18 protein-coding genes and 1 rRNA gene are annotated in these 23,202 nt (G+C 26.1%); 13 read left to right on the forward strand and 6 right to left on the reverse strand.

Features of this window, described 5'->3' with window-relative positions; genetic code table 11:
• The first annotated feature begins 53 nt into the window (after positions 1-53).
• Positions 54-2,806: ribosomal RNA gene (locus ACTT9U_RS03470) — 23S ribosomal RNA — on the forward strand.
• A 54-nt stretch (positions 2,807-2,860) separates the two neighbouring features.
• On the opposite strand, the gene ACTT9U_RS03475 is transcribed toward ACTT9U_RS03470, so the two are convergent.
• The 5 genes from ACTT9U_RS03475 to ACTT9U_RS03495 all read right to left on the reverse strand — a co-directional run bounded on the left by ACTT9U_RS03475 (position 2,861) and on the right by ACTT9U_RS03495 (position 7,684).
• Complete coding sequence (locus ACTT9U_RS03475) at positions 2,861-3,958, reverse strand: iron-containing alcohol dehydrogenase (RefSeq protein WP_440931792.1); 1,098 nt, start codon at positions 3,956-3,958, stop codon at positions 2,861-2,863.
• Positions 3,958-5,052 (reverse strand): phosphonopyruvate decarboxylase, encoded by a 1,095-nt coding sequence (gene aepY / locus ACTT9U_RS03480; RefSeq protein WP_440931793.1) that lies wholly within the window; start codon positions 5,050-5,052, stop codon positions 3,958-3,960. The genes ACTT9U_RS03475 and aepY overlap by 1 nt, the downstream gene beginning before the upstream one ends.
• Positions 5,045-6,349 carry a phosphoenolpyruvate mutase gene (gene aepX, locus ACTT9U_RS03485; protein ID WP_440931794.1) on the reverse strand — a complete coding sequence of 435 codons (1,305 nt, stop codon included), beginning with the start codon at positions 6,347-6,349 and terminating at the stop codon, positions 5,045-5,047. Before aepX ends, aepY begins: the two co-directional genes overlap by 8 nt.
• A gap of 65 nt (positions 6,350-6,414) precedes the next feature.
• Positions 6,415-7,158 carry a phytanoyl-CoA dioxygenase family protein gene (locus ACTT9U_RS03490; protein WP_440931795.1) on the reverse strand — a complete coding sequence of 248 codons (744 nt, stop codon included), beginning with the start codon at positions 7,156-7,158 and terminating at the stop codon, positions 6,415-6,417.
• Positions 7,148-7,684, reverse strand: coding sequence for an adenylyl-sulfate kinase (locus ACTT9U_RS03495; protein ID WP_440931796.1), 537 nt, complete (start codon positions 7,682-7,684; stop codon positions 7,148-7,150). The genes ACTT9U_RS03490 and ACTT9U_RS03495 overlap by 11 nt, the downstream gene beginning before the upstream one ends.
• Before the next feature lie 250 nt (positions 7,685-7,934).
• On the opposite strand from ACTT9U_RS03495, the gene ACTT9U_RS03500 reads away from it, so the two are divergent.
• From ACTT9U_RS03500 to ACTT9U_RS03540, 9 genes are read left to right on the forward strand one after another with little or no spacing between them, the layout of a single operon-like run.
• The gene (locus ACTT9U_RS03500) at positions 7,935-8,630 is read left to right on the forward strand and encodes an N-acetylneuraminate synthase family protein (RefSeq protein ID WP_440931797.1); all 696 of its coding nucleotides are present in this window, start codon (positions 7,935-7,937) and stop codon (positions 8,628-8,630) included.
• On the forward strand, positions 8,620-9,333 hold the full coding sequence (locus ACTT9U_RS03505; protein WP_440931798.1) for a formyltransferase family protein: 714 nt from the start codon (positions 8,620-8,622) through the stop codon (positions 9,331-9,333). The genes ACTT9U_RS03500 and ACTT9U_RS03505 overlap by 11 nt, the downstream gene beginning before the upstream one ends.
• Positions 9,330-10,217: a polysaccharide deacetylase family protein gene (locus ACTT9U_RS03510; RefSeq protein ID WP_440931799.1), complete on the forward strand. Its 888-nt coding sequence runs from the start codon at positions 9,330-9,332 to the stop codon at positions 10,215-10,217. Before ACTT9U_RS03505 ends, ACTT9U_RS03510 begins: the two co-directional genes overlap by 4 nt.
• A 38-nt stretch (positions 10,218-10,255) precedes the next feature.
• Positions 10,256-11,386 carry a hypothetical protein gene (locus ACTT9U_RS03515; RefSeq protein WP_440931800.1) on the forward strand — a complete coding sequence of 377 codons (1,131 nt, stop codon included), beginning with the start codon at positions 10,256-10,258 and terminating at the stop codon, positions 11,384-11,386.
• A gap of 5 nt (positions 11,387-11,391) precedes the next feature.
• Entirely contained in the window at positions 11,392-12,396 is a 1,005-nt protein-coding gene (locus tag ACTT9U_RS03520) for an SDR family NAD(P)-dependent oxidoreductase (RefSeq protein WP_440931801.1), read from the forward strand.
• Positions 12,389-13,660 carry a nucleotide sugar dehydrogenase gene (locus ACTT9U_RS03525; protein ID WP_440931802.1) on the forward strand — a complete coding sequence of 424 codons (1,272 nt, stop codon included), beginning with the start codon at positions 12,389-12,391 and terminating at the stop codon, positions 13,658-13,660. The genes ACTT9U_RS03520 and ACTT9U_RS03525 overlap by 8 nt, the downstream gene beginning before the upstream one ends.
• Positions 13,661-13,663: 3 nt before the next feature.
• Complete coding sequence (locus ACTT9U_RS03530; protein ID WP_440931803.1) at positions 13,664-15,418, forward strand: NAD(P)-dependent oxidoreductase; 1,755 nt, start codon at positions 13,664-13,666, stop codon at positions 15,416-15,418.
• Positions 15,411-16,073 (forward strand): glycosyltransferase family 2 protein, encoded by a 663-nt coding sequence (locus tag ACTT9U_RS03535; protein ID WP_440931804.1) that lies wholly within the window; start codon positions 15,411-15,413, stop codon positions 16,071-16,073. Before ACTT9U_RS03530 ends, ACTT9U_RS03535 begins: the two co-directional genes overlap by 8 nt.
• 9 nt (positions 16,074-16,082) lie before the next feature.
• Positions 16,083-17,072, forward strand: a complete 990-nt coding sequence (locus tag ACTT9U_RS03540) for a hypothetical protein (protein ID WP_440931805.1) — start codon at positions 16,083-16,085, stop codon at positions 17,070-17,072.
• Here ACTT9U_RS03540 and ACTT9U_RS03545 read toward each other — a convergent pair.
• Positions 17,058-18,272 (reverse strand): glycosyltransferase, encoded by a 1,215-nt coding sequence (locus ACTT9U_RS03545; RefSeq protein ID WP_440931806.1) that lies wholly within the window; start codon positions 18,270-18,272, stop codon positions 17,058-17,060. The genes ACTT9U_RS03540 and ACTT9U_RS03545 overlap by 15 nt on opposite strands.
• A 66-nt stretch (positions 18,273-18,338) precedes the next feature.
• Here ACTT9U_RS03545 and ACTT9U_RS03550 point away from each other — a divergent pair, with 66 nt between their 5' ends.
• From ACTT9U_RS03550 to ACTT9U_RS03560, 3 genes are read left to right on the forward strand one after another with little or no spacing between them, the layout of a single operon-like run.
• A complete protein-coding gene (locus tag ACTT9U_RS03550; protein WP_440931807.1) occupies positions 18,339-19,640 on the forward strand; it encodes a PQQ-dependent sugar dehydrogenase in 1,302 nt (433 codons plus the stop codon).
• A 5-nt stretch (positions 19,641-19,645) separates the two neighbouring features.
• A complete protein-coding gene (locus ACTT9U_RS03555; protein WP_440931808.1) occupies positions 19,646-21,418 on the forward strand; it encodes an LIC12162 family transferase in 1,773 nt (590 codons plus the stop codon).
• Positions 21,418-23,178, forward strand: a complete 1,761-nt coding sequence (locus ACTT9U_RS03560; protein WP_440931809.1) for an ATP-binding cassette domain-containing protein — start codon at positions 21,418-21,420, stop codon at positions 23,176-23,178. The genes ACTT9U_RS03555 and ACTT9U_RS03560 overlap by 1 nt, the downstream gene beginning before the upstream one ends.
• Positions 23,179-23,202 lie beyond the last annotated feature (24 nt).

Below are 23,202 nucleotides of genomic sequence, written 5' to 3' on the forward strand. Positions count from 1 at the left end.
AGTTAATGTTCAAACAAAAATTTAATTCAACACAGAATTTTTTTCTGTGCATAAATTAAGCGTTTAAGGGCGTGTGGCGGATGCCTTGGCACTGAAAGCCGATGAAGGACGTGATATACTGCGATAAGTTTCGGGGAGCTGTATGTAAGTTTTGATCCGAAAATTTCCGAATGGGGAAACCCACCACTTTATGTGGTACTTTAAACTGAATACATAGGTTTAAAGAGACAACCTGGAGAACTGAAACATCTAAGTAACCAGAGGAAAAGAAATCAATTGAGATTCCGTTAGTAGTGGCGAGCGAAAACGGACTAGGCCAGCAATTATATTAAAAAAATTTGAATAGTTTGGAAAAGCTAACCAGAGAGGGTGATAGTCCCGTATGAGTAATGTTTAATATAATTCTTGAGTAAAGCGGGACACGTGAAATCCTGCTCGAATATAGGGGGACCACCCTCTAAGCCTAAATACTCTTCAGTGACCGATAGTGAACTAGTACCGTGAGGGAAAGGTGAAAAGAACCCCTATTAGGGGAGTGAAATAGAACCTGAAACCGCATGCCTACAATCAGTCGAAGCTCTTTTTAGAGTGACGGCGTACCTTTTGTATAATGGGTCAGTGACTTAATTTATTAAGCAAGCTTAAGCCATCTAGGTGTAGGCGCAGCGAAAGCAAGTCTTAATAGGGCGAATAGTTTAATGAATTAGACCCGAAAACGAATGAGCTTACCATGAGCAGGTTGAAAGTAAGGTAACACTTACCGGAGGACCGAACCAGTTGACGTTGAAAAGTCTTTGGATGACTTGTGGTAAGGGGTGAAAGGCCAACCAAATTCGTAGATAGCTGGTTTTCCGCGAAAACTATTTAGGTAGTGCGATGAATAAAAAGATGCTTAGAGGTAGAGCACTAAATGGGCTAGGGGGAAGAGATTCTTACCAAACCTAATAAAACTCCGAATGCTAAGTATTGTTCTTCATCAGACAGACTGTGGGTGCTAAGGTCCATGGTCGAGAGGGAAAGAGCCCAGACCACCAGATAAGGTCCCCAAATTATGATTAAGTGTGAAAGGATGTGGAAATTCCTTAACAGCCGGGAGGTTGGCTTAGAAGCAGCCATCCTTTAAAGATAGCGTAACAGCTCACCGGTCTAATAGAGTTTCTGCGCCGAAGATGTAACGGGGCTAAAATCATATACCGAATCTGTGGGTTTATAAAGTTTTAGAACTTTATAAGCGGTAGCGGAACGTTCTGTAAGCCTGTGAAGGGGTACCCGTGAGGGATCCTGGAGGTATCAGAAGTGCGAATGCTGACATAAGTAACGATAAAAGAAGTGAAAAACTTCTTCGCCGAAAATCCAAGGGTTTCTGCGCAAGGTTAATCCGCGCAGAGTTAGTCGGCACCTAAGGCGAGGGCGAAAGCCGTAGTCGATGGAAATAAGGTTAATATTCCTTAACCAGATGGTAGTGACGGATCTTGTAAGTTGTGAGTTCTTAATGGATTGAGCTTGCCGCGAAAAGGTTCCAAGAAATAGCTCCATCATTAGACCGTACCCTAAACCGACACAGGTGGATTAATAGAGTATATTTAGGCGCTTGAGAGAATGATGTTGAAGGAACTCGGCAAAATGCTTCCGTAACTTCGGAATAAGGAAGACCTTTTAGTAGGCAACTATTGGAGGGTGGCACAAGCCAGGGAGAAGCGACTGTTTATCAAAAACACAGGGCTCTGCTAACACGTAAGTGGATGTATAGGGTCTGACGCCTGCCCGGTGCTGGAAGGTTAATGCGATGGGTGCAAGCTCATTTCTGAAGCCCCAGTAAACGGCGGCCGTAACTATAACGGTCCTAAGGTAGCGAAATTCCTTGTCGGGTAAGTTCCGACCTGCATGAATGGCGTAACGATTTCTCCGCTGTCTCCAACATCAACTCAGTGAAATTGAATTCTCCGTGAAGATGCGGAGTTCGCGTAGTTAGACGGAAAGACCCCGTGCACCTTTACTGCAACTTTACATTGGTATTAGGAAAAACATATTTAGTATAGGAGGGAGACATTGAAGCAAAGGCGTCAGCATTTGTGGAGTCGACAGTGAAATACCTCTTTTGTTTTTCTTGGTATCTAACTGATTGCCGTCATCCGGCATCAAGACATTGTATGGTGGGTAGTTTGACTGGGGCGGTCGCCTCCCAAATAGTAACGGAGGCGTGCGAAGGTAAGCTCAGAACGGTCAGAAATCGTTCGTAGAGTGCAATGGCATAAGCTTGCCTGACTGTGAGACTGACAAGTCGAGCAGAGTCGAAAGACGGTCATAGTGATCCGGTGGTTCTGAGTGGAAGGGCCATCGCTCAACGGATAAAAGGTACGCCGGGGATAACAGGCTGATACTGCCCAAGAGCTCATATCGACGGCAGTGTTTGGCACCTCGATGTCGGCTCATCACATCCTGGGGCTGGAGCAGGTCCCAAGGGTTTGGCTGTTCGCCAATTAAAGTGGTACGTGAGCTGGGTTCAGAACGTCGTGAGACAGTTCGGTCCCTATCTGCTATGCGTGTAGAAGAATTGAGAGGAGTTGACCCTAGTACGAGAGGACCGGGTTGAACATACCACTGGTGGACCGGTTGTAGCGCCAGCTGCAGTGCCGGGTAGCTAAGTATGGACGAGATAACTGCTGAAAGCATCTAAGCGGGAAACTCACCTCAAAACTAGTTCTTCCAATAGAGCCGTGGTAGACCACCACGTTGATAGGCTGGATGTGGAAGCGCAGTAATGCGTGCAGCTGACCAGTACTAATAGCTCAATTGGCTTAATTTATGCACTGAAAAAAATTTTTGTTATTTATAAATAATTATATAAAAAATTATTGTTCTAATTCTCAATAAGAATTTCTAAGATATCCTTATCATTAATACTGACTGGATTATTACCAAGTCTTAATGTATTTATACCCCGCATTATATTTTCAGAGTTCTTTTTTATATTGATATTCAACTTCATAAAGTCATCTTCTAAGTTAGCTTTTTTTTTAATCAAAGATATTTTAGAATTAAAATCGTTTATATTTTTTACATCAAATAAATGAAATATTAAATCAAATCTCTTTTTTAAATCAAATGAAGTCTCTGATCTTTTTAAATTATCGAAGTTAAATTTGAAGAATTTTTCAAAAAACAAACTAACAGCATGCCCATGACTAATATTAAATAAAGATGTAAAAGGATATGATGTTGCATGTGGTGCAGTAGTTTTAGATATACTAATTGCTTTACCTGCTAAATTTGAAGCTATACTCATCTCAGTTGCGTTATTTATGTTTGGATCATTAATAAAAGATATAAAACTGTTAACAGAAACTCTTAAAGATTTCGAGGCATATTCAACACTTTTTTCATTAGATTTTCTCGATACTAAAGACTCTAAAGCTTGAGCGATAGCATCAAAACCCGCTGATGCTTTTATTTTATCTGGCGCAGAAATTAAAAATTCAGGGACAAGAAAAAAATAATCTGGGATTAACAATTCACTTTCAAACGAGTGTTTTATCCCGTCCACATAAATAACAGCATTAGACGTAACTTCAGCGCCAGAACCTGCTGTAGTAGGAATTGCTGCTAATTTTGTAAATTTTTTTTTAAATGGATATGAGTAATTTACAATTAATTCTGAAAGATCAGGTCTAATATCGATTAAATTAGCGATCTTAGCATAATCAATGACTGCTCCTCCGCCTATAGCTAAAAATAAATCAGGCTTAAAATCTTTCAACTCTTTAATAATTTCTATCAATTCTTCTAGTATTGGAATTTCAGATTTTTTATAAAATAATTTTATTTCTTTATTGATAATTTTTTTAAAAAAGTTTTTAGCTCCAGAATTTGCAAATGAATTTTTTCCACACAAAATTAAAATTTTTTTAAAACTTTTGTTGTTAACAAAATTTGAAATATCTTCTAGTGATGTAATCATTAATTCATAAATTCTTTTTTTATTTTGATTAGATCTTTGGGTCTAGGCAATTTTTTTATTTTGCTATTAGTTACTTTAACTTCCATAAATGATGCTGCCTTAATATTTAAAAAATTCTTTATTTTTTTTTCTAAATTTTTATGATTATAAACTGTATAAGATTTTTTAAAACCGAGACTCTTAGAAAGTTTTTCAAAATTAATATTATCAGCATAAGTGCTTTGTCCACCCACAGAATCATGCGTATTATTATTAAGTAATATGTATTTAAAATTATTTTTTGCAAAATATCCTGCTGTCTTTAGAGCACCTAAATGCATTAGTAAAGATCCATCACCATCAATACAAATAATTTTATTTTTACTAAATAATGAATAGCCAAGAGCCACTGAAGAGGTGTGTCCCATCCCCCCGACCATATAAAAATTATAAGTTTTATTTAACTTATACTTATTCACTAAATACATTATTTCTCTTGAATTATAGCCTGTACTTGAAATAATTTTTGAATTTATTGGTATATTTTGAAGCATAATTTTAAGGAAAGCTTCTTTATCGAGCTTATAATAATCTTTTCTAGAATTTTTTTTGATATCTTTTTCTAAAGTTCCTTGTTCTATTAAGCAAGCTACAATTGTTTTATTTTTTTTTGCAAACTTTATTTGCTTATCAAATTTATTTAAATCTTTATTAGTCCTAATAATAGTATGCTTAATATTTAATAAATTTAATAATTTTTGTGTAATTTCCCCTTTTACTTTATGCTGTGGTTCATCTTTAATTCTAGGCGATCCTCTCCAGCCGATAACTAAAATTAACGGTATGGAATAGACTTTTTTATGAGCTATTGAAATTAAAGGATTCAAAGCATTAGATAAGCCAGAATTTTGCATATATACACACGGAATTTTTTTAGTAGCTAGATAATAACCTATACCAAGTGAGATAGCTGCACCTTCATTAGTTGCAATGATATGATTTTTTTTATTCTTTAAAATTGAGCAAAACTCTTTTAGTACACTATCAGGCACACCTGTATAAAAGTCAGTATTATTTTTCTTTAAAAAGCTAATTAAAGCGTCAACTTTAATCATTTTTTATTAAACTAATTATTTCTTTTATTGAGATTATTTTTTTATCAACTTCAAAGGCACGACCTTGTTCCAAAATTGATTTAGCAGCATTTTGCATTGCTGGATATGCGGCTCTCAATAATTGATTGGCATAAATAACCATACTAAAACCATTCTTTATTAAATCTTTTTCATAAACTTTTGAATAAGTAGATGGTACACAAACCAAAGGAATAAAATTTTTACTTTTTCTAAATTTTTGAGCAAAAGCAAATATTTCTTTTGGTGTTTTTTCTTTGCTGTGAATAAGTATAGCATCAGCACCTGCTTTAGAATATATATCAGCTCTTTTTAGAGCATCATTAAGTCCCTTACCTAAAATAAAGCTCTCTATTCTCGCAATCACCATAAAATCATTAGATTGTCTAGAATTACAAATTTTATTTATTTTTTTTGCAAAAATATTAGGCTTATCCTGTTTTGTGCCTTTTTGATTTTTAAATAAAGAATTTTTTTTCAATCCAATTTTGTCTTCAATTATAACAGCTGATGCACCTGACCGTTCTAAAGATCTTATTAGAAATGGTATATGTTCTATCTGACCTCCATTGTCAGCGTCAAAAACCAACGGTTTTGTTGTGGAGTCCATCATATCATTTAAAGACGAAATACGGGCTGAAAAATCTAAAGATGAATTATCTGGTTTACCTTTTGTGGCCGAGTCTGTTAAACTTGAGGACCACATTCCATCAAACTCTACATCGATATTATTTTTTTTAATTTTGAGTTTTTCAATAATTAATCCTGTAAGTGAATTGTGTGACTCTAAAATACGAACTATTTTTTTTGATGAAAGAAGTCTTTTTAGTCTAGACACTCTATTTTGTGGTAGTGAACCAATTTCTAAGATTTTATTTTTAATAATTGTTGATGAAATATTTTTAGTATATTTTGGTTCAATTAATTTTCCAGACCATTTTTTTAAAGTTTTTATAACATCACTTCTAGTTTTTTTTTGAACACCAATTTTCCAATCATCTCCATGAACTACAAAATCGGGTTTTATAATATTCAAATTCGGGACATAACTTAAAGTATTTTGTGGAATAACTTTTTTAACGAATTTAATATTTTGAATTATAATTTTTCTTCTGTTATAATTTAAATGAGGTATATTTTTATATGAAGCTATTGCTTCATCTGTCAAAAGTCCAACTATAACATCACCAAGCTTATTTGCTATCTTTAATATATTTATATGACCTTCATGAATTATATCAACTGAAAGCCCAACATATACTTTTTTTTTATTTTTCATTAATTATTTAAAGATAATTATTTTATATATAAAAAAAAAAATATATCATCAATATTATAAGCTTTTTATTTATCAACTAGTGCTTTCGAAGTATTTTTACTTTTTTCCTTGTCATTAAAATATTGATGATACTTTGAACCATATTTACTTAATGAATATGTATAATATAGAACTCTTCTATTATTTTTAGTCTCATTTTTTTTTGATCTATGTGGACAAGTGTTTGAAAAAACTACAATATCTCCAATATCTAAATTTATTAAATTAAATGAAGTAATAGATTCTATCTGTTCTTTTAATGCAGGCGTACCATTATTTTTTGTATTTTTTATAAGTTCGTCAAAATTTCCATAATGTGCCTTAGCCAATTCTAAAGAACCGTTTTCTTTAGTACACTTATCAAGAGCAATTAATACATTGATAAAATAATCACCATATTCATACCAACCTTTTCTTTTTTTATTATCAGTGTCTATAAAATGAAAAATTCCGTCATAATGTGCAAAAAAACCTTCCCCACCAGGTGGCTTAGCATTAAATTTATCTTTAAATATTAGAAAATTTTTATCAAAAGTAACGTTTAAAAAATGAATAATTTTATTATTTAAATTATTAAGCTGGGTACCTTTGTCATAAAGTTTCTCAATGCGTCTAAGATTGTTATCTTTATCATAATATTTAATTGTATTTTCTGATTTTTCTATTTCATTAATTAATTGAGATATAAAAGATTGAGAAAAAAAATTTTTTAATAAAAAGTAACCATTCAAAGAGTATTGTTTTTGCAAGCTTAAAACTTCATTTACCATATTTTTTCTTTTTTAATAATTTGTTTATTTTCCATTTTAGCTCATATTCAAGACTAATCAGATTTTTACTAAATGTATTTTCAATAATTATGTCAGGTTTTTTTGGAAACTGTGGTTTGATACTTATACCTACTATATCTTTTTTATTTCTATATATTTTTTTTTTATTTTTACTAATTATTTTTTTTACGTTTGATTTTATATATATTTCAATATATTTTTTGATATTTCTCCTGTTCCAGTTCCTTGGTTTATCCATGAGTCCAACCAAAGAAAAAACGACATTTATTCCTTGATCAGTTAAAAATTTTGCAATTTTGGTAAATTTTTCTGAATTTGAAATTCTATCTTTGAATGAATATCCATGTAAATTTAAAATTTTCCTTAATGTATCTCCATCCAGGTGTACAGAAGGTCCACAATTTTTTAATATGTGAGGAAATAATTTCTTTGCCAATGTTGTTTTCCCTGAGCCAGAAAGTCCAGTTATCCAAAAGAGGATACCTTTTTTTTTAATAATCTTCATCTTTTACAATTAGTACTTTTCATGAGTAAAAAAAAGACTTAAAATTTCAAATATATAATATTTATAAACTAATAATTATACTAATATAGTTTTCGATCAAATGTGATCAATATATTTTGAGTAATTCAAATCGAATTTTTTTTTAAATAACTAGTAAGTTGCTAGAGATAATTATTATCTCCTTTAAAATAAATTTTTTTTTGATTATGTTCCTTGAAAAAAAATATCATTCATATATTTCTATACATAGATGATTTTTATTTCAGAAATTGGCTTAAATTATAATAATAATTTTAATCTTTGTTATGAATTGATAAAGCAATCAAAACTGTCTGGAGCTGATATAGCAAAGTTTCAGCTTGGATGGAGAGGAAAGCCGGAGGAAATAAATTTTTTAGATCAAAATAGAATAGCCCAATTATATGATTGGGCAGATTATTTTGAAATTGAGCTTATGTTTTCGGTATTTAATTACGATTCTTTAAATTTGATAAAAAAATTTAAACCAAAAAAAATTAAGATAGCATCAAGGACACTCATTGATGACATAAAACTTTGCCAAAAAATTCTAGATTTGGATATTAAAACTTTTATCTCATTAGGCATGTGGGAAGACCTAGAGAATTTACCATTCATAAATAAAAACATTATTTATTTATGGTGCAAATCAACATATCCAAATTCTTTAAATGATTTAAAAGAACTTCCAAAAAAGTTTGATGCTTTAAATCATGAAAAAATTCAGGGTTTTAGTGATCATAGTATAGGTATCGAGACAGCCTTAATTGCTATTTCTAGAGGAGCAACTGTCATTGAAAAACATTTTACATTAGATAAGTCAAATACCTTTATTAGAGATCACTCTCTTTCTGCTTCCCCAGATGAGTTTAGACAAATGGTAAATTTGGGAAAAGATATCCATAAAAAAATAAAAAATGGCGTATAAACCCAAAGTTGTACTAATAACAACTGATACCCTACATCATAGATATTTAATAAAAACCATAAATAGTAATAGTAATATTGAGCTAATAATTTTCTTTATTAAAGAGGAAAAAATTTTTTTTAAAGATAAATTTTCAAGAGCAGAATTTAAATTTGAAAACAAATTTTTTTTTAAAAATAAAAAATACGATATTAAAACTAATTATTTTTATTTCAAAAATGTAAATTCAAATAGATTAAAAATGAAAATTAAATCATTAAAACCCAAATTAGGAATCTTATTTGGAACCAAAAAAGTTAATATGAATTTAATAAATATTTTTGAAAAAAAATTAATAAATATACATAGAGGTATTATGGAAAAATATAGAGGACTGGATTCTGAATTTTGGGCATGTTATTTTAAAGATTATAAAAATATAGGTTCAACAATACATTTTGTTAATGCAGAATTAGATAAAGGAAGAATAATTTTTCAAAAGAGATTAAGAATAAATAAAAATATGAAAGCCTATCAATTAAAATCTTTAACAACCGAAATTGTATCCAAAAAAATAAACAATATTATTAATAATATTTTATCAAAAAAAATTACTACAAAAAAAAATCAAAAAATCGGAAATTATTTTTCTAAAATTGATATTCATTTAAAAAAAAAGGCCATAATAAATTTCAATTCATTTTGTCAAAATTTAATTAAATGATTTTTTTATGCTATCATGGTGTTACTAAACACAAATCAAAAAATATCGAAAATTTTTCAGGCAAACATTTAGATAAAGAAATTTTTCGTAAACAAATGGAAATATTAAAGAAAAAATGTAAAATTATAGATATCCACTCAATTTATTATCATTTAAAAAACAATATACCTTTTGAAAAAAATAGCGTTGCAATTTCTTTTGATGATGGCTTTGAAAATAACTTTTCGCAAGCAGTTCCAATTTTGAAAAAATTAAAAATCCCTGCTATTTTTTATATTTGTCCTCAGAATATTGAAAAAAAACAAATGTTTTGGGTTGATAAAATTGAATCCTTAATAATAAATACAGTGAGAAAGAGTATTTACTTAAAAAGTTTAAGAAAAAATTATTTGTTAAAAAATAATATCGATAAAAAAAAAGCTATTTTAGCAATAAAAAAATTTTGCAAAAGTCAATCTGTGAAAAAAAAAGATGATATTATTAATGAATTATATTTTGTCACTAAAAAAAAAAATTCATTAAAATTAATAAAAAATTATAAAATTGCATCATGGTCACAGATAAAGTCTACAGCTGAAAATCATCTATTCGAAATAGGAGGACACTCTATGGAACACAATATTTTTACCAAAATACCAAAAAATAAATTGTATAGTGAAATAAAAAATTGCATAAACTTAATTAAAAAAAGAACTGGAATAAGAGTAAAGCATTTTTCTTATCCAGAGGGAGAATACAATCAAAAAACAATTGATATTTTAAAACAGTTCAATATTTTAAGCTGCCCAATAGCAACAGGATTCTTAAATGATAAAAATACAAATTTATTTAAAATTAAAAGAGTTATGGTGGGATTTGACAAAACCAAATTTCCAAAGTTTTGATTTTTGAACCTTTCAGATTTTAATATTATACAAAAAAAATGAATAATAATAAAAAAGAAATTTCAAAAATATTAAATCTACCAATTTTAGTAATATCTTCTAATGCGCATAATGGATTGGATTGGGTACATAGTCTTTTAGATGGTCATAAACAAATAGTGATTCTTCCAGCATTTAGTTATTTTAGATTTTTAATTAGAGAAAAGATTAATTTAAAACTTTTTAAAGAAAAAAAAAAATTAATTAGACTAATTTCAAATACCTTACATAAAAAAGATTCTTATAATGTACCTAGAAGAAAATTTTTCAATAATACAAAAGAAAAAAATTTATTTTCTAAATTTTTATCAGAATTTTTTTATTTAAAAGAAATTAATTATGCAACCCTGTTTTACGGAATTCATTATGCATTTTTAAAAATGAAAAATGAGAATATTCAAAAAAAAAAGTTAATAATTTCCCACGAGCATATGACATGGAATCATGAAAATTACTTTATTTTTGATGATATAAAATTTCTATTTGTCATAAGAGATCCAAGAGCAGCATTTGCAGGTAGTATTTTACAAATGAAAAAAATTAATAAACTTAACTTTTTATATAGTCATCAAATGAATAAAATATTATTAAATTTTATTTATGGTTGGGATTTTATAAAACAGCAAAAGAAAAAAAATTTAAAAAATATTTATTTTTTTATAAATGAAAAAATGAATAAAAATCTAAAGTTTGAAATACTCAAGTTTTGTAAATGGAGCGGTTTAAGTTTTGATTCTAAAATGTTAATTTCTACTTTTAATAACAAGAAATGGAAAGGAGAATCCTCTTATCTTATGAAAGATAAAATTGACTTAAAAAAAAAAATACCAAAAAATTTTTATAAATTAGAAAATGTAAAAAGACGATGGTTAAATGTGCTTTCTACAAATGATATTAAAATAATTGAATCTTTATGCTATGAATACATGGAATTATTTGGTTATAAATCCTTATATATTAAGTCAAGATTACAAAAAATAATAAATTTACCAAAAATTGTATTATTTTATGTATTGCCCAGATCAGAAGTAAAAAAAACTCTAATTTTACAGTATCTAAAAAATATAATTAAAAGATTTTTTGTTGTTTTGTTAACAAAAAAATCTATTAAAGTTCTTTCTATTAAATAATAATTATGAAAATACTTGTTACTGGAAGTGCCGGATTTATAGGATTTCATCTATGTCGGAAACTACTTAAAAATGGACATAATGTAATTGGTGTTGACAATTTAAATAAGTACTATGATGTAAACTTAAAAAAAAGAAGAGTACAAATTTTAAAAACTAATTTTAAAAATAAATTTATTTTTAAAAAAATAGATATTTCCAAAAAAAAAGAATTTAAACCCCTAGTAAAAATTAAATTTGATATTATAGTCAACTTAGCAGCTCAAGCTGGAGTAAGATATTCTTTAGAAAACCCCCAAGCATATATAGATGCAAATCTTATTGGTTTTTTTAATGTCCTTGAATTTTCTAAAATGAAAAAAATAAAACATTTACTTTATGCAAGTACAAGTAGCGTCTATGGAGCAAATGAAAACTTTCCCTATAAAGAGAGAAATTCAGCAGATAATCCAATTCAATTGTATGCAGCAACAAAAAGATCGAATGAATTAATGGCTCACAGTTATAGTCATTTATTTAATTTACCAACAACTGGGTTAAGATTTTTTACAGTATATGGACCATATGGAAGACCGGATATGGCACTTTTTAAATTTACAAAAAACATATTAAATAATAAAAAAATTGAAGTTTATAATTATGGAAATCATTATAGAGATTTTACTTATGTAGATGATTTGGTTGATACTATAGCTGCACTCATAATTGAAATTCCCAAGAAAAAAAAGTGGAATAAAAAGAAACCTGACCCATCTTCAAGTACAGCACCATTTGAAATATACAATATAGGTAACAATAATCCTATTAAGCTAACTAAGTATATTGAAATTTTAGAAAAAGTGCTCGGAAAAAAAGCAAAAAAAAAATATTTAAAATTACAAGCCGGGGATATTAAAAAAACTTTTGCAGATAATACTAAAATAAAAAAAATATATTCAAAAAAATTTACTGATGTAAATGAAGGAATAAAAAAATTTGTGACATGGTATAGAGAATATTATAATGAGTAGAATTAATGAAATCATAGGTGTAGTAGGTTTGGGATATGTTGGATTACCATTGGCGGTAGAATTGGGTAAACATTTTAAAGTTAAAGGATATGATATAAGCCAAAAAAGAATTGAAGAAATTAAAAAGAACAAAGACTCAAATAATGAAATTCCAAAGTCAGAATTTGTAAAGTCAAAAAAACTCTTAGTTTTTAAAGATATAAAGGAATTAGTGGACTGTAGTGTAATTATTATAACAACTCCCACACCAATTGATTTCAAAAATACTCCAGATTTAAAAATGCTTAAAAACTCTACAATTAAAGTTGCTTCTATTTTAAAAAAAAAAAAGATAGTTGTATACGAGTCGACAGTTTATCCTGGTTGTACCGAAGAAGTTTGTGTTCCTTTATTAGAAAAATATTCTAAACTTAAATATAATAAGGATTTTTACTGCGGGTATTCACCGGAAAGAATAAATGTAGGTGATAAAAAACATAAGTTAGTAAATGTAAAGAAGATCGTAAGTGGTTCAAACCAAAAAACACTTAATTTATTAAGTAAAATATATTCAAAAATTATCAAAGCAGGCATCTATAAAGCCACATCTATTAAAGTTGCAGAAGCAGCAAAAGTTATTGAAAATGTCCAAAGAGATTTGAATATTGCGTTGATGAATGAAATATCAATCATTTTCAGTAAATTAAAGCTTAATACAAAAGATGTTATAGATGCAGCTGCAACAAAATGGAACTTTCATAAATATCATCCAGGACTAGTAGGAGGACATTGTATAGGAGTTGACCCATATTATTTGACTTATAAGTCTAAAAAAGTTGGATATGATCCAAAAGTAATATTATCAGGGAGAAAGATAAATGATTTAATGTATTTGGAAATTATTTCTAAAATTAAAAATAATCATAAATATAAAAAAATGAGAAAAAAAAAAAAAATTTTGATCTTAGGACTTGCATTTAAAGAAAATTGCAATGACATTAGAAATTCAAAAATTTTTGATGTAGCAAAATATTTTATCAAAGAAAATAATGAAGTTCATGCTTTTGATCCTAAAGTAAGTAGTAATATTTTTGAAGACAAAATGATAATTCACAATAAAATTGATAAAAAAAATTTTTTTGACATTATAATCATATCAGTACCTCATGATGAATTTATTGAATTAGGAATTAAAAAAATTAAGAAATTTGGAAAAAAAAATTCTATTATTTTTGATATCAAAAATACTTTTAACAATAAAAAACTTATTGATGAAACTTTATAAAATATGGCTATTAATAAAAAAAAAGTATTAGCTGTAATTCTTGCAAGAGGTGGTTCAAAAGGAATTAAATTAAAGAACATAGTGGATTTAGCTAATAATCCATTAATAAGTTATACAATTGAAGCTGCAAAAAACTCTAAATACATTGATGAAATAATTGTTTCAACTGACAATAAAAAAATAGCAAAAGTAGTAGTTGAGTATGGAGCCCAAGTACCTTTTTTTAGAGAAAAAAAGTTAAGTGGTGATAAAATAAGCTCAGTTGATGCTCTTCACGACGCTGTATTTAGATACCAAAAATTAAAAAATTGCTTTTATGATTATATAATAGAATTGCCATGTGTTTCTCCTTTTCGAGGACCCAATCATATAGATGAAGCTTTAGAAATATTGGCTAAAAGCAACAGAAATAAAATTGACAGTGTTACTGCTTATGTGAATACAGGTGAAAAACATCCAACTAGACTAAAAAGAATAAATAAAAGTACTATTTCAGATTTTTGTAAAGAGTATCCAGAAAAAAATCAAATTTCTAGAAGGCAAGATTTTGAACCATGTTATATAAGAAATGGATCTATTTATGCAATGACAAATGATTGTTTATTAAATCAAAGGAGTAGGCATGGTAGATATATGAAGCCCTATATAATGTCTCCCTTACATTCAATAAATATAGATGAAAAATTTGATCTTGTATTAGCAGATTCTTTAATTAAAAATGGTTATGCAGTTAATTTTCCAAAAAAAATTCAAAAAATAAAAATTTCTAGGCTAAGAAATAAAAAGAAAATTAAATTATTAGTTTCTGCTAATTTAGATTTTATACCAGAAATTAAAAAAAAAATGATTGAAAACTACAATTGTATTTTCATAAAAAATGATGCACATGCTACAAATATAAAAAAGGAAATAGCAGATGTAGATGGATGGATATGCTCACCATGTCCATCTTATAAAATTGATAAGGCAATTTTAACAAAGGCAAAAAAAATTAAATTTATTATAACCCCATCTACTGGTACCACTCATATTGACTTAGAATATTTAAAAATAAAGAAAATAAAAATAAAAAGTTTAAAAAATACTAAATTAGTTAATCAAATTTATGCATCATCTGAATTTACTTTTTTAATGCTAATGAATGCTTTCAAAAATTTTTATAATGGAGCTTTAAATGTTAAAATGGGATATTGGAGGCAAAATGAAGGATATTTGAGAGGCAATGAATTAACCAATAAAACTCTTGGCATTGTAGGTTTCGGAAGAATAGGTTCAAATGTTGCTAAGTATGCTTACTCAATGGGTATGAAAATTGGATTTTATGATCCAGATAAAAAATCTAAAAATAAGAATTTTAGAAAATTTCAAAATATGTTTGAAATGTTAAAAAAATCTGATGCAGTAATTGTTTCTGTCCATTTAGATCATTTGACAAAAAATTTAGTAAATAAAAAATTTTTAAGCTTTATGAAAAATGGATCTATTTTTATAAATTCATCAAGAGGTGAAATAGTAAATGAAAAAGAATTAATAAGATATTTGAGAAAAAATGAAAAATCTAAAGCAATCATAGATGTAATACAAAATGAGCAATCTAAAGAATTAAAAAAAAATATACTTTATAATTTTTCTAAAACAAATAATCAGTTGCTTATAACTCCACATATGGCAGGTTTGACATTTGAATCAGAGACAAAAGCTGCTATCCAAACTTATGATAATTTAAAACAAGTTTTGAGAGGTATGAGGTTTGAATAAAACATTATTTCCAGATATTAGCGTAATTGTCTGTGCATATAATCATGAAAAATGGATTGAAAGATGCATTAGAAGTATCATTAACCAGGTAAATATTAAAAAAGATAAATGGGAATTAATAATTATAGATGATAATTCGAATGATAGTTCCAAAGAAATTTTAAAACAGTACAAATCAATACATAATATTCATATTGTTACTAATAAAAGAAACTTGGGTTTGCCAAAGTCACTAAACATTGCTTTAAAAAAAGCAAAGGGTAGATATATCACAAGAGTAGATTCTGATGATTATGTAGCAAGAAATTATCTTCATATTTCAAGTTTGTATTTGGATATGAATCGTGAATATCAAGCAGTAGCTTCAGATTATGTTTTAGTAAACAATAACGAACAAATTATAAAAAAAGTGAACTGTTTCAAAAAGCAGATTGCTTGTGGAGTAATGTTTAGAAAAGAGTGTTTGTTTGATATTGGATTATATAATGAAAAATTTAAGATGAGAGAAGGGCATGAACTAAGAGTAAGGTTTGAAAAAAAATTTAAAGTAGGGAGGCTTGAATTTCCTTTTTACAAATATAGAAAACATGAATTTAATCGTACTAATGATAAAAATAAAACAGATCATTACGATAACTTCTTAAAAAATAAATAAAAAGCAATTATGAAAAAACACAATGCTGGAATAGTTATATTGCTTGCAAGAACAAAGATTTTACACAAAACCTTAGAAAATTTTTATGAAAATTTCAATTTTAATTATGATTATCCAATTTATCTACACACATTTGGAAAATTAACAAATAATGATTATTTGATCAATCTTAGAAAAAAATTTTCAAAAAATATTTTTTTGAAAGAAATTGAATACAAAGTTCCATCTCATATTGATGAAAAAGAATTATTTTATAATAGGACTTATAACAGATATGTTAGAAAAAATTTTTCTAAAAAAAGAATTGGTTATTTACACATGTTAAGATTTTCAACAAATATTACTTCATTTGGAAAGATTGGTTGTATGAGTAAAGATATGGAGAAATTTGATAAATTAATGAAATTTGATGATGAATCATGGTTTAAAAAAAGAATTAATTTTGATTTATTTGATATCTTAGAAGAATATCCAATGGCAACAGGATATGCCGATGGTGATGGTGTTTCTGTTCAAACAAGAAAAGAAACTTCAGAAAAAATGTGGGAATTTTTTGTTTCGTATTTAAAAAAGTATAAATATGAACCTAAAAATTTAGAATTAAAAGAAGCAGTTAGAAATAATAACAGAGATATTATTAATTCATTAAAATTTAAATGTGGTAACATGGAACTATATAATATTATAAAAATAAAAAACTCTCCTTGGCAAGAATATATTGAGGAAGTAAATAAATTTTCTGGTGATTACAAATACAGATGGGGGGACAACGAAGTTATTGGGTTGTTTGCCTTAACACATTTTGAAAAACCCTTTTATGATTATAAATTCAAAGAGAAAGGTATTTATTATCCATCTTTACCGAGTGATTATACTTTAGGATTTGCTCCATCACCCAACAATTATTTTAATATTCACAGTAACAATTTTATTGTTTCTTATATTTTTAAATTAATTTTAAAAATTAGAAAAATGATAAAAGGTTTATTTCCATCTTGATGATAAATAGATATATTCATCAAATATTGAATTTAATTTTAAAATAGCTTTATTTTTATCAGAAATTTTTTGATAAAAATTTTTACCATTTTCAGCTATTTTTTTATATTTTTGAGGATTTTGAATAAAATCGTCTAGTATTTCTGTTAATTCATTTGGTCTATTTAAGTCAAATTCTTTGACATATTTAGAATATTCAGTGTCCAATATATTTTTTGAATAAAAAATAGGTAACTGAAAATATAAGGCTTCAAGTAATGGTAAAGTTGTTCTAGCAACAAAAGTTGGCATGATGAGAGCATCACTGTTTGTGTAAATTGATATAATTTCATCAACTGTTAAAAAATTAAACATTTCTATATTTTGCTCAAGTTTATCTTGTACGATTTTTTTTTTAATTAAATCTAAATTACCTTTATTGTCACCAGTCAAAATTAAAGTAAAATTTTTATTATATTTTAATAAGTTTTTTAGTGCGTCTAATAGATATACATGATTTTTATGTGGCCAAAACTGAGCTGGATAAAAAAAAATCTTATTTTTTTTTTCTATATTAAATTTCTTAAAAATTTCATCAAAATCTTCTTTACTTTTATTTTCATATATTTCTGGTAGCGGAGTTCGAAAAGGCATAATGGACATTTTATTTTCATCACAATTGTAATGAACTTTCATATCCTCTAATGCTTTCTGGCTATTTATTATTATTTTATATGCATTATTTACAGTTTTTTTTAAAATTTTTTCTTTAGAATTATATGTTTCTATAGATTTGTATTCTGGGAAATAAGTATTGATTTTATGATTTATATCCCAAATATTAATCATAAAATTCGATTTTTCACTATTTTTAATAAGATTTACTAAATTAGATGGGCCTAAAAAATAAAATAAATCTATTTTATTTTTTTCTGAAATTTTATGAATTGAATTTCTAAATTTCAACTTTTTTAAAATAAAAGAAAAAAAATCAATTTCATCTAATTTGTTAAGAATTTTTTCAAAAAAATTTATTTGTATTAATTTACTTTCTATTTTGTGACTCCTCAAAATATTCTGAGTAGTTTTAGTTGTACAAAAATAAATTTTTTTAATATTGTTTTGATTGATATTTTTTACCAATTTAGCTGTGGCTAATGATTGATAAAATCCACCACCACCTTTTTCAAAAGAGTCAAAAATAATCGCTAAATTGATCATTTATATTATAATTGCTTAATACAGAAATAGACATTTACATATTTTATTATATTAATACAGCAATTAATGTTAGTTTTTATTAAAAAAAAAAAGTACGAAATTCTTTTTGTAATAATAATTTCAGCAATTTGCTCACTTGCATCATATTATTTTGGTGCATTATCTTATCATTATAAAATTTTTCCATTTAATTCAAAAACAAAGCAAATTGAACAAAAAACAAATTATATTGAAACTGCTAAAAATGATTTAATAATTCAGGAGTTTAATTTACCAGTTTACTTAAAGTATGGTGCTATAGATAAAATAGATAAATATATAATTTATGTCGATAACAATGCTAAGATATACTTATTTGATTTGGAAAAAAAACTCTTCAAAAAAATTTCATCTTCTGCATTGAATAATAACAAAAATTTATTTATTCAGAAATACGAGGAAGAATTGGGGACTGTAAGATTGCGTAATCTTTTTGGTGTAAGAGATATCTTTGTAGGTAAATTTAAAGGAGATACAAAGTTAATTTTATCATCTTTGGATTATAATAAAGTAGATGATTGTTATTCACTATCTCTATTTAAAATAAACTTAGAATCAATAAATGCTGATCTGTCAAAAGAAAAATGGTCAAAAATATTTACTTCAGAACCATGCATCAATGTAGATATTACACCAAATGAACTATTTGCAGCTGGATCTTCAGGAGGTAGAATTTTTCAACTAGATGAGGAAAATTTATTATTAACAATTGGAGATTTTTATTCTGATGGTGTAAATGGACCTAATTTAAGTCAAAGTATTGATAATGATTACGGAAAAATATTTAAAGTTAATATATTTACAAATGAAAAAAAAATTTTTTCTTTAGGTCATAGAAATCCTCAAGGTTTATTTATTACGAGTGAAAAAAAAATATTTTCAACAGAACATGGCCCAGAGGGTGGGGATGAATTAAATTTAATTTATGAGGGAAACAACTATGGATGGCCTTTTCAGTCATTTGGAACAGACTATAATAGTAAAATCTGGCCATTAAATAAAATTAATAGAAAAAAATTATTTAATTATCCATTATTTTCATGGGGTCCTGCTTTAGGAATTTCAAATTTAATTATATATAGTTCAGATTATTTTTTTGAATGGAAAAAAAATATTATAATCAGTTCACTATTAGGACAAAAATTAATTAGATTAGAGTATGATTATGAGAAAAATAAAATAATTTATATTGAAAATATAGATGTTAAGAACAGAATAAGAGATATAATTGAATTGGACGATGGTAGGATAGCTTTATTAACCGATGAACTTGATGCAAATGCTTTTGAGAATGTTCCAAAATTATTAATTATAGAAAAAAATCTGTAAATTAAATGTCATTTGCTTACGATTTAATTACAACAAACTTAAATTCAACAATTGATAATAAAAAAGCTTTTTTCTTAGGATCGTGGTGTTTAAATTGTGAATTAGAAAACAAAATAGATCCAAAAAAAATACTGGAATATCATTGGAACGACAAAAGAAAATTAGTTAAAGATTATGAATATTTAAGTAGATTACATCGAAAATTATTGAATGATATTTATATAAAATTAAATGAGCATCTTAAATCGGACTATAAAGAAATATTTTGGAAAATTTATTTAGGACCATGGTTAATGTATTATATTCAGACTTTATATGATAGATGGGAAACGATTAATAATTTTATCAATAAATATGGAAATAATTTCAAAACGGCAAAGTTCAATTATAATGAAAATGATTTTACCAACATAACATTAGATGAATTTATTCATAGTTTGTATTCTGATGAATATAATCACATAATTTATAATAAGATAATATTATACATATTAAATAATGAGAATAATTTTTATGACTATGAATTAAAAATTAATCCAAAAAAAAAACAAACAAATAATAATTCATTTAAATCGATTTTTATAAATTTTTTAACAAAAATTTTATCACCAATAACATCTAGACAAAAAATTTTAATTTTTGATACTTACATGTCAAAAATTGACGAAATAAATTTAAATTTTAAATTAAAACAGTTTCCTACAATATTCTTACCAAAACTTAATTTATCAACTAAAAATGTAAATAATTATAATGAGAAACTGAGAAAGAAAACTTTTAAATTTAAATTTAAAAATAAAAATTTTGAAAATTTTTTATTGGAAAATTTATATTTTTTCTTACCTACTCAATTTTTTGAAAATTTTTATTTTATTAAAAAGCAATCTAAAAAAATATATTTTCCAAAAAAACCTAAAATTATTTTTACATCTCATGGTTTAAGTAATTATACATTATCAAAATTTTATGTTGCTGAAAAAGTAAATGAGTGTTCAAAATTAATTCATGGACAACATGGAGGAGTATATGGATCAGATTTGTTTACTTCACACGAAGAGTATGAAAGATCAGTGTCAGATCTTTATTTAACTTGGGGATGGAAAGAAAATGAAAAAACTCACCCTGTTGGAATTCTTAAACCAATTAAAAAAATAAAAAGAGATGCAAGTTATGATAATTCTAAAAATTCTTCTCTGCTTTATGTGCTAAGATCTAGGTCAAGATATTCTGTAAATTTATTACATTCAGATATAAGAAGTTCACAAATGACAAAATATTTTGATGAAAATATTAACTTAATTTCAAAATTTGATAAAAATATAAAGAAAAATCTTATACTTCGATTACATTCAAGAAAATTTGGATGGGAAGAAAAACAAAGATTTAAAAGTAAATTTAATGAGATAAATATTGATGAGGGCTATCAAAATATATTTAATTTAATCAATAAGTCTAAACTTGCTTTATTTACATATAATGCAACTGGATATTTAGAAACATTATCAGCTAACGTTCCAACAATTATATATTTTGATATTAAACAAAATCCAATAAGAGCAAATTCTTTGATTTTTTTTGAAAAACTAAAAAGAGCAAAAATTTTTTTTGATGATATTTCTTATGCATCAATTCATGTAAATAAAATTTGGGAAAATATTGATAGTTGGTGGAAGGATGAGTTAACACAAAAAGCAAGAATACAATTTTGCCAAAATTTTGCTATGGAAAATGAAAATAAAATTCAATTTATAAAAAAAACTCTTGACGAAATAAAGTAATGATCTCTCAAATTTTTAACATAATATCAAATAAAGATAAAAAAAAAATAGTATTAATTGTAATTGGTCTTTTGATTATTTCGGTTTTAGAAATATTAAGTATAAGTGCTATTCCTGCTTTTGTGTATTTATTTTTAGATATGAGTCAATTCAAAATTGTACTGTCTAATTATAACTTAGATTTAGATTTTCTTAATAATAAAAATCAAGAAACACTTCTAATTTCATCTAGTATTGTATTGATATTTATTTTTTTATTAAAAGGTTTATTTATAACTTTATTTAATTTTTACCATTACAGCTTTAATTATGAAATTAAAAAAAATTTATGTGTAAAAATGTTTTCAAAATATATTGATGAAAAATATGAAATTATTAAACAAAAGAGCAATTCTCAAATCACAAGAGATATATTAATTGAAACTTCACATTTTATAGATGTAATAGACAATCTAATCTTATTGGCTAGAGAAGTTTTGCTGTTATTTGGTATTGCAATTATATTAGTAATGACTGATCCATTTGTAACATTAATTATAAGTGTATTACTATCATTAATAATTATTTTATTTTATTTTATTTTTAGAAAAACAATCAATGAAAGAGGAAAAATAGTCCAACATGAAAGAGAAAGATTATTTCAATGGATAAACCAAACATTTGGCTCAATTTTAGATATTAAAATTTTTAGTAAATATTCTTTTTTTTATAGTTTGTTTTCAAATTCAGTCAAAAAATACGAGAAACAAAATTTATTTATGAATTTTATTTCATCATTACCAAAAAATTTTTTGGAAATAATTAGTGTATCAATTATTCTGTTATTAATAATTGTTCATGTTCACTATAATAAATCCTTAATTTCTTTTTTACCTTTATTAACTCTATTGGTTATCTCACTTGTAAAAATGATACCTTCATTTAATAATTTGATAATTTCATTTAATATATTGAAATATAGAAAACCTTCTCTCGAATTAATTTATCAAAATTTAAAAAATTATAAAAATTTTAATATAAGTAGAAAAAAAAATTTACGAATTATAAAGACAGATAATATTATTTTAAAAGATATTTCTTATAAATATTCAGAAAAAAATGAATTTGTATTAAAAGATGTAAATCTTGAAATTAAAAAAAAAGAATTTACTGCTATTATAGGTAAAAGTGGTTCAGGCAAAACCACACTAATGCTATTATTGCTTGGAGTTTTAAATCCTACAAAAGGAAAAATTTTTTTAGACAATGATATCTTAAATGAAAAAAATATAGATGCTTGGCAACAAAATCTAAGCTATGTTTCACAAAGCCCTTACTTGCTAAATGATACAGTGAAAAATAATATTACTTTTGGAGATGAGATTAATAAAATTGACAAAGAATTTTTAAATAAAATTTGTGAGGTTACAAAAATAAATGAATTTACAAATAAATTCAAAAATGGCATTGAAACAATTATTGCTGATAATGGTTCAAATTTATCAGGCGGTCAAAAACAAAGAATAAGTATTGCGCGTGCGCTTTATAAGAAATCTTCTTATATTTTCTTTGATGAGGCTACTAATGCACTAGACGAAAAATTAGAAAAGGAAATATTAGAATTAATTTCAAAAAATTTTCCAGAACTGACTAAAATTTTGATCACTCACAGATTAAGCTCAATTAAGGATGCTGATAACATAATTTATTATGAAAATGGTATATTTAAACAAACAAATAATATTGATATAATCAAAACTAAACTAATTGATGTTAATTAAAAAATATAATATTAAATTTTTCAA

The organism is Candidatus Pelagibacter sp., from assembly GCF_052049975.1.
Taxonomy (GTDB): Bacteria; Pseudomonadota; Alphaproteobacteria; order Pelagibacterales; family Pelagibacteraceae; genus Pelagibacter.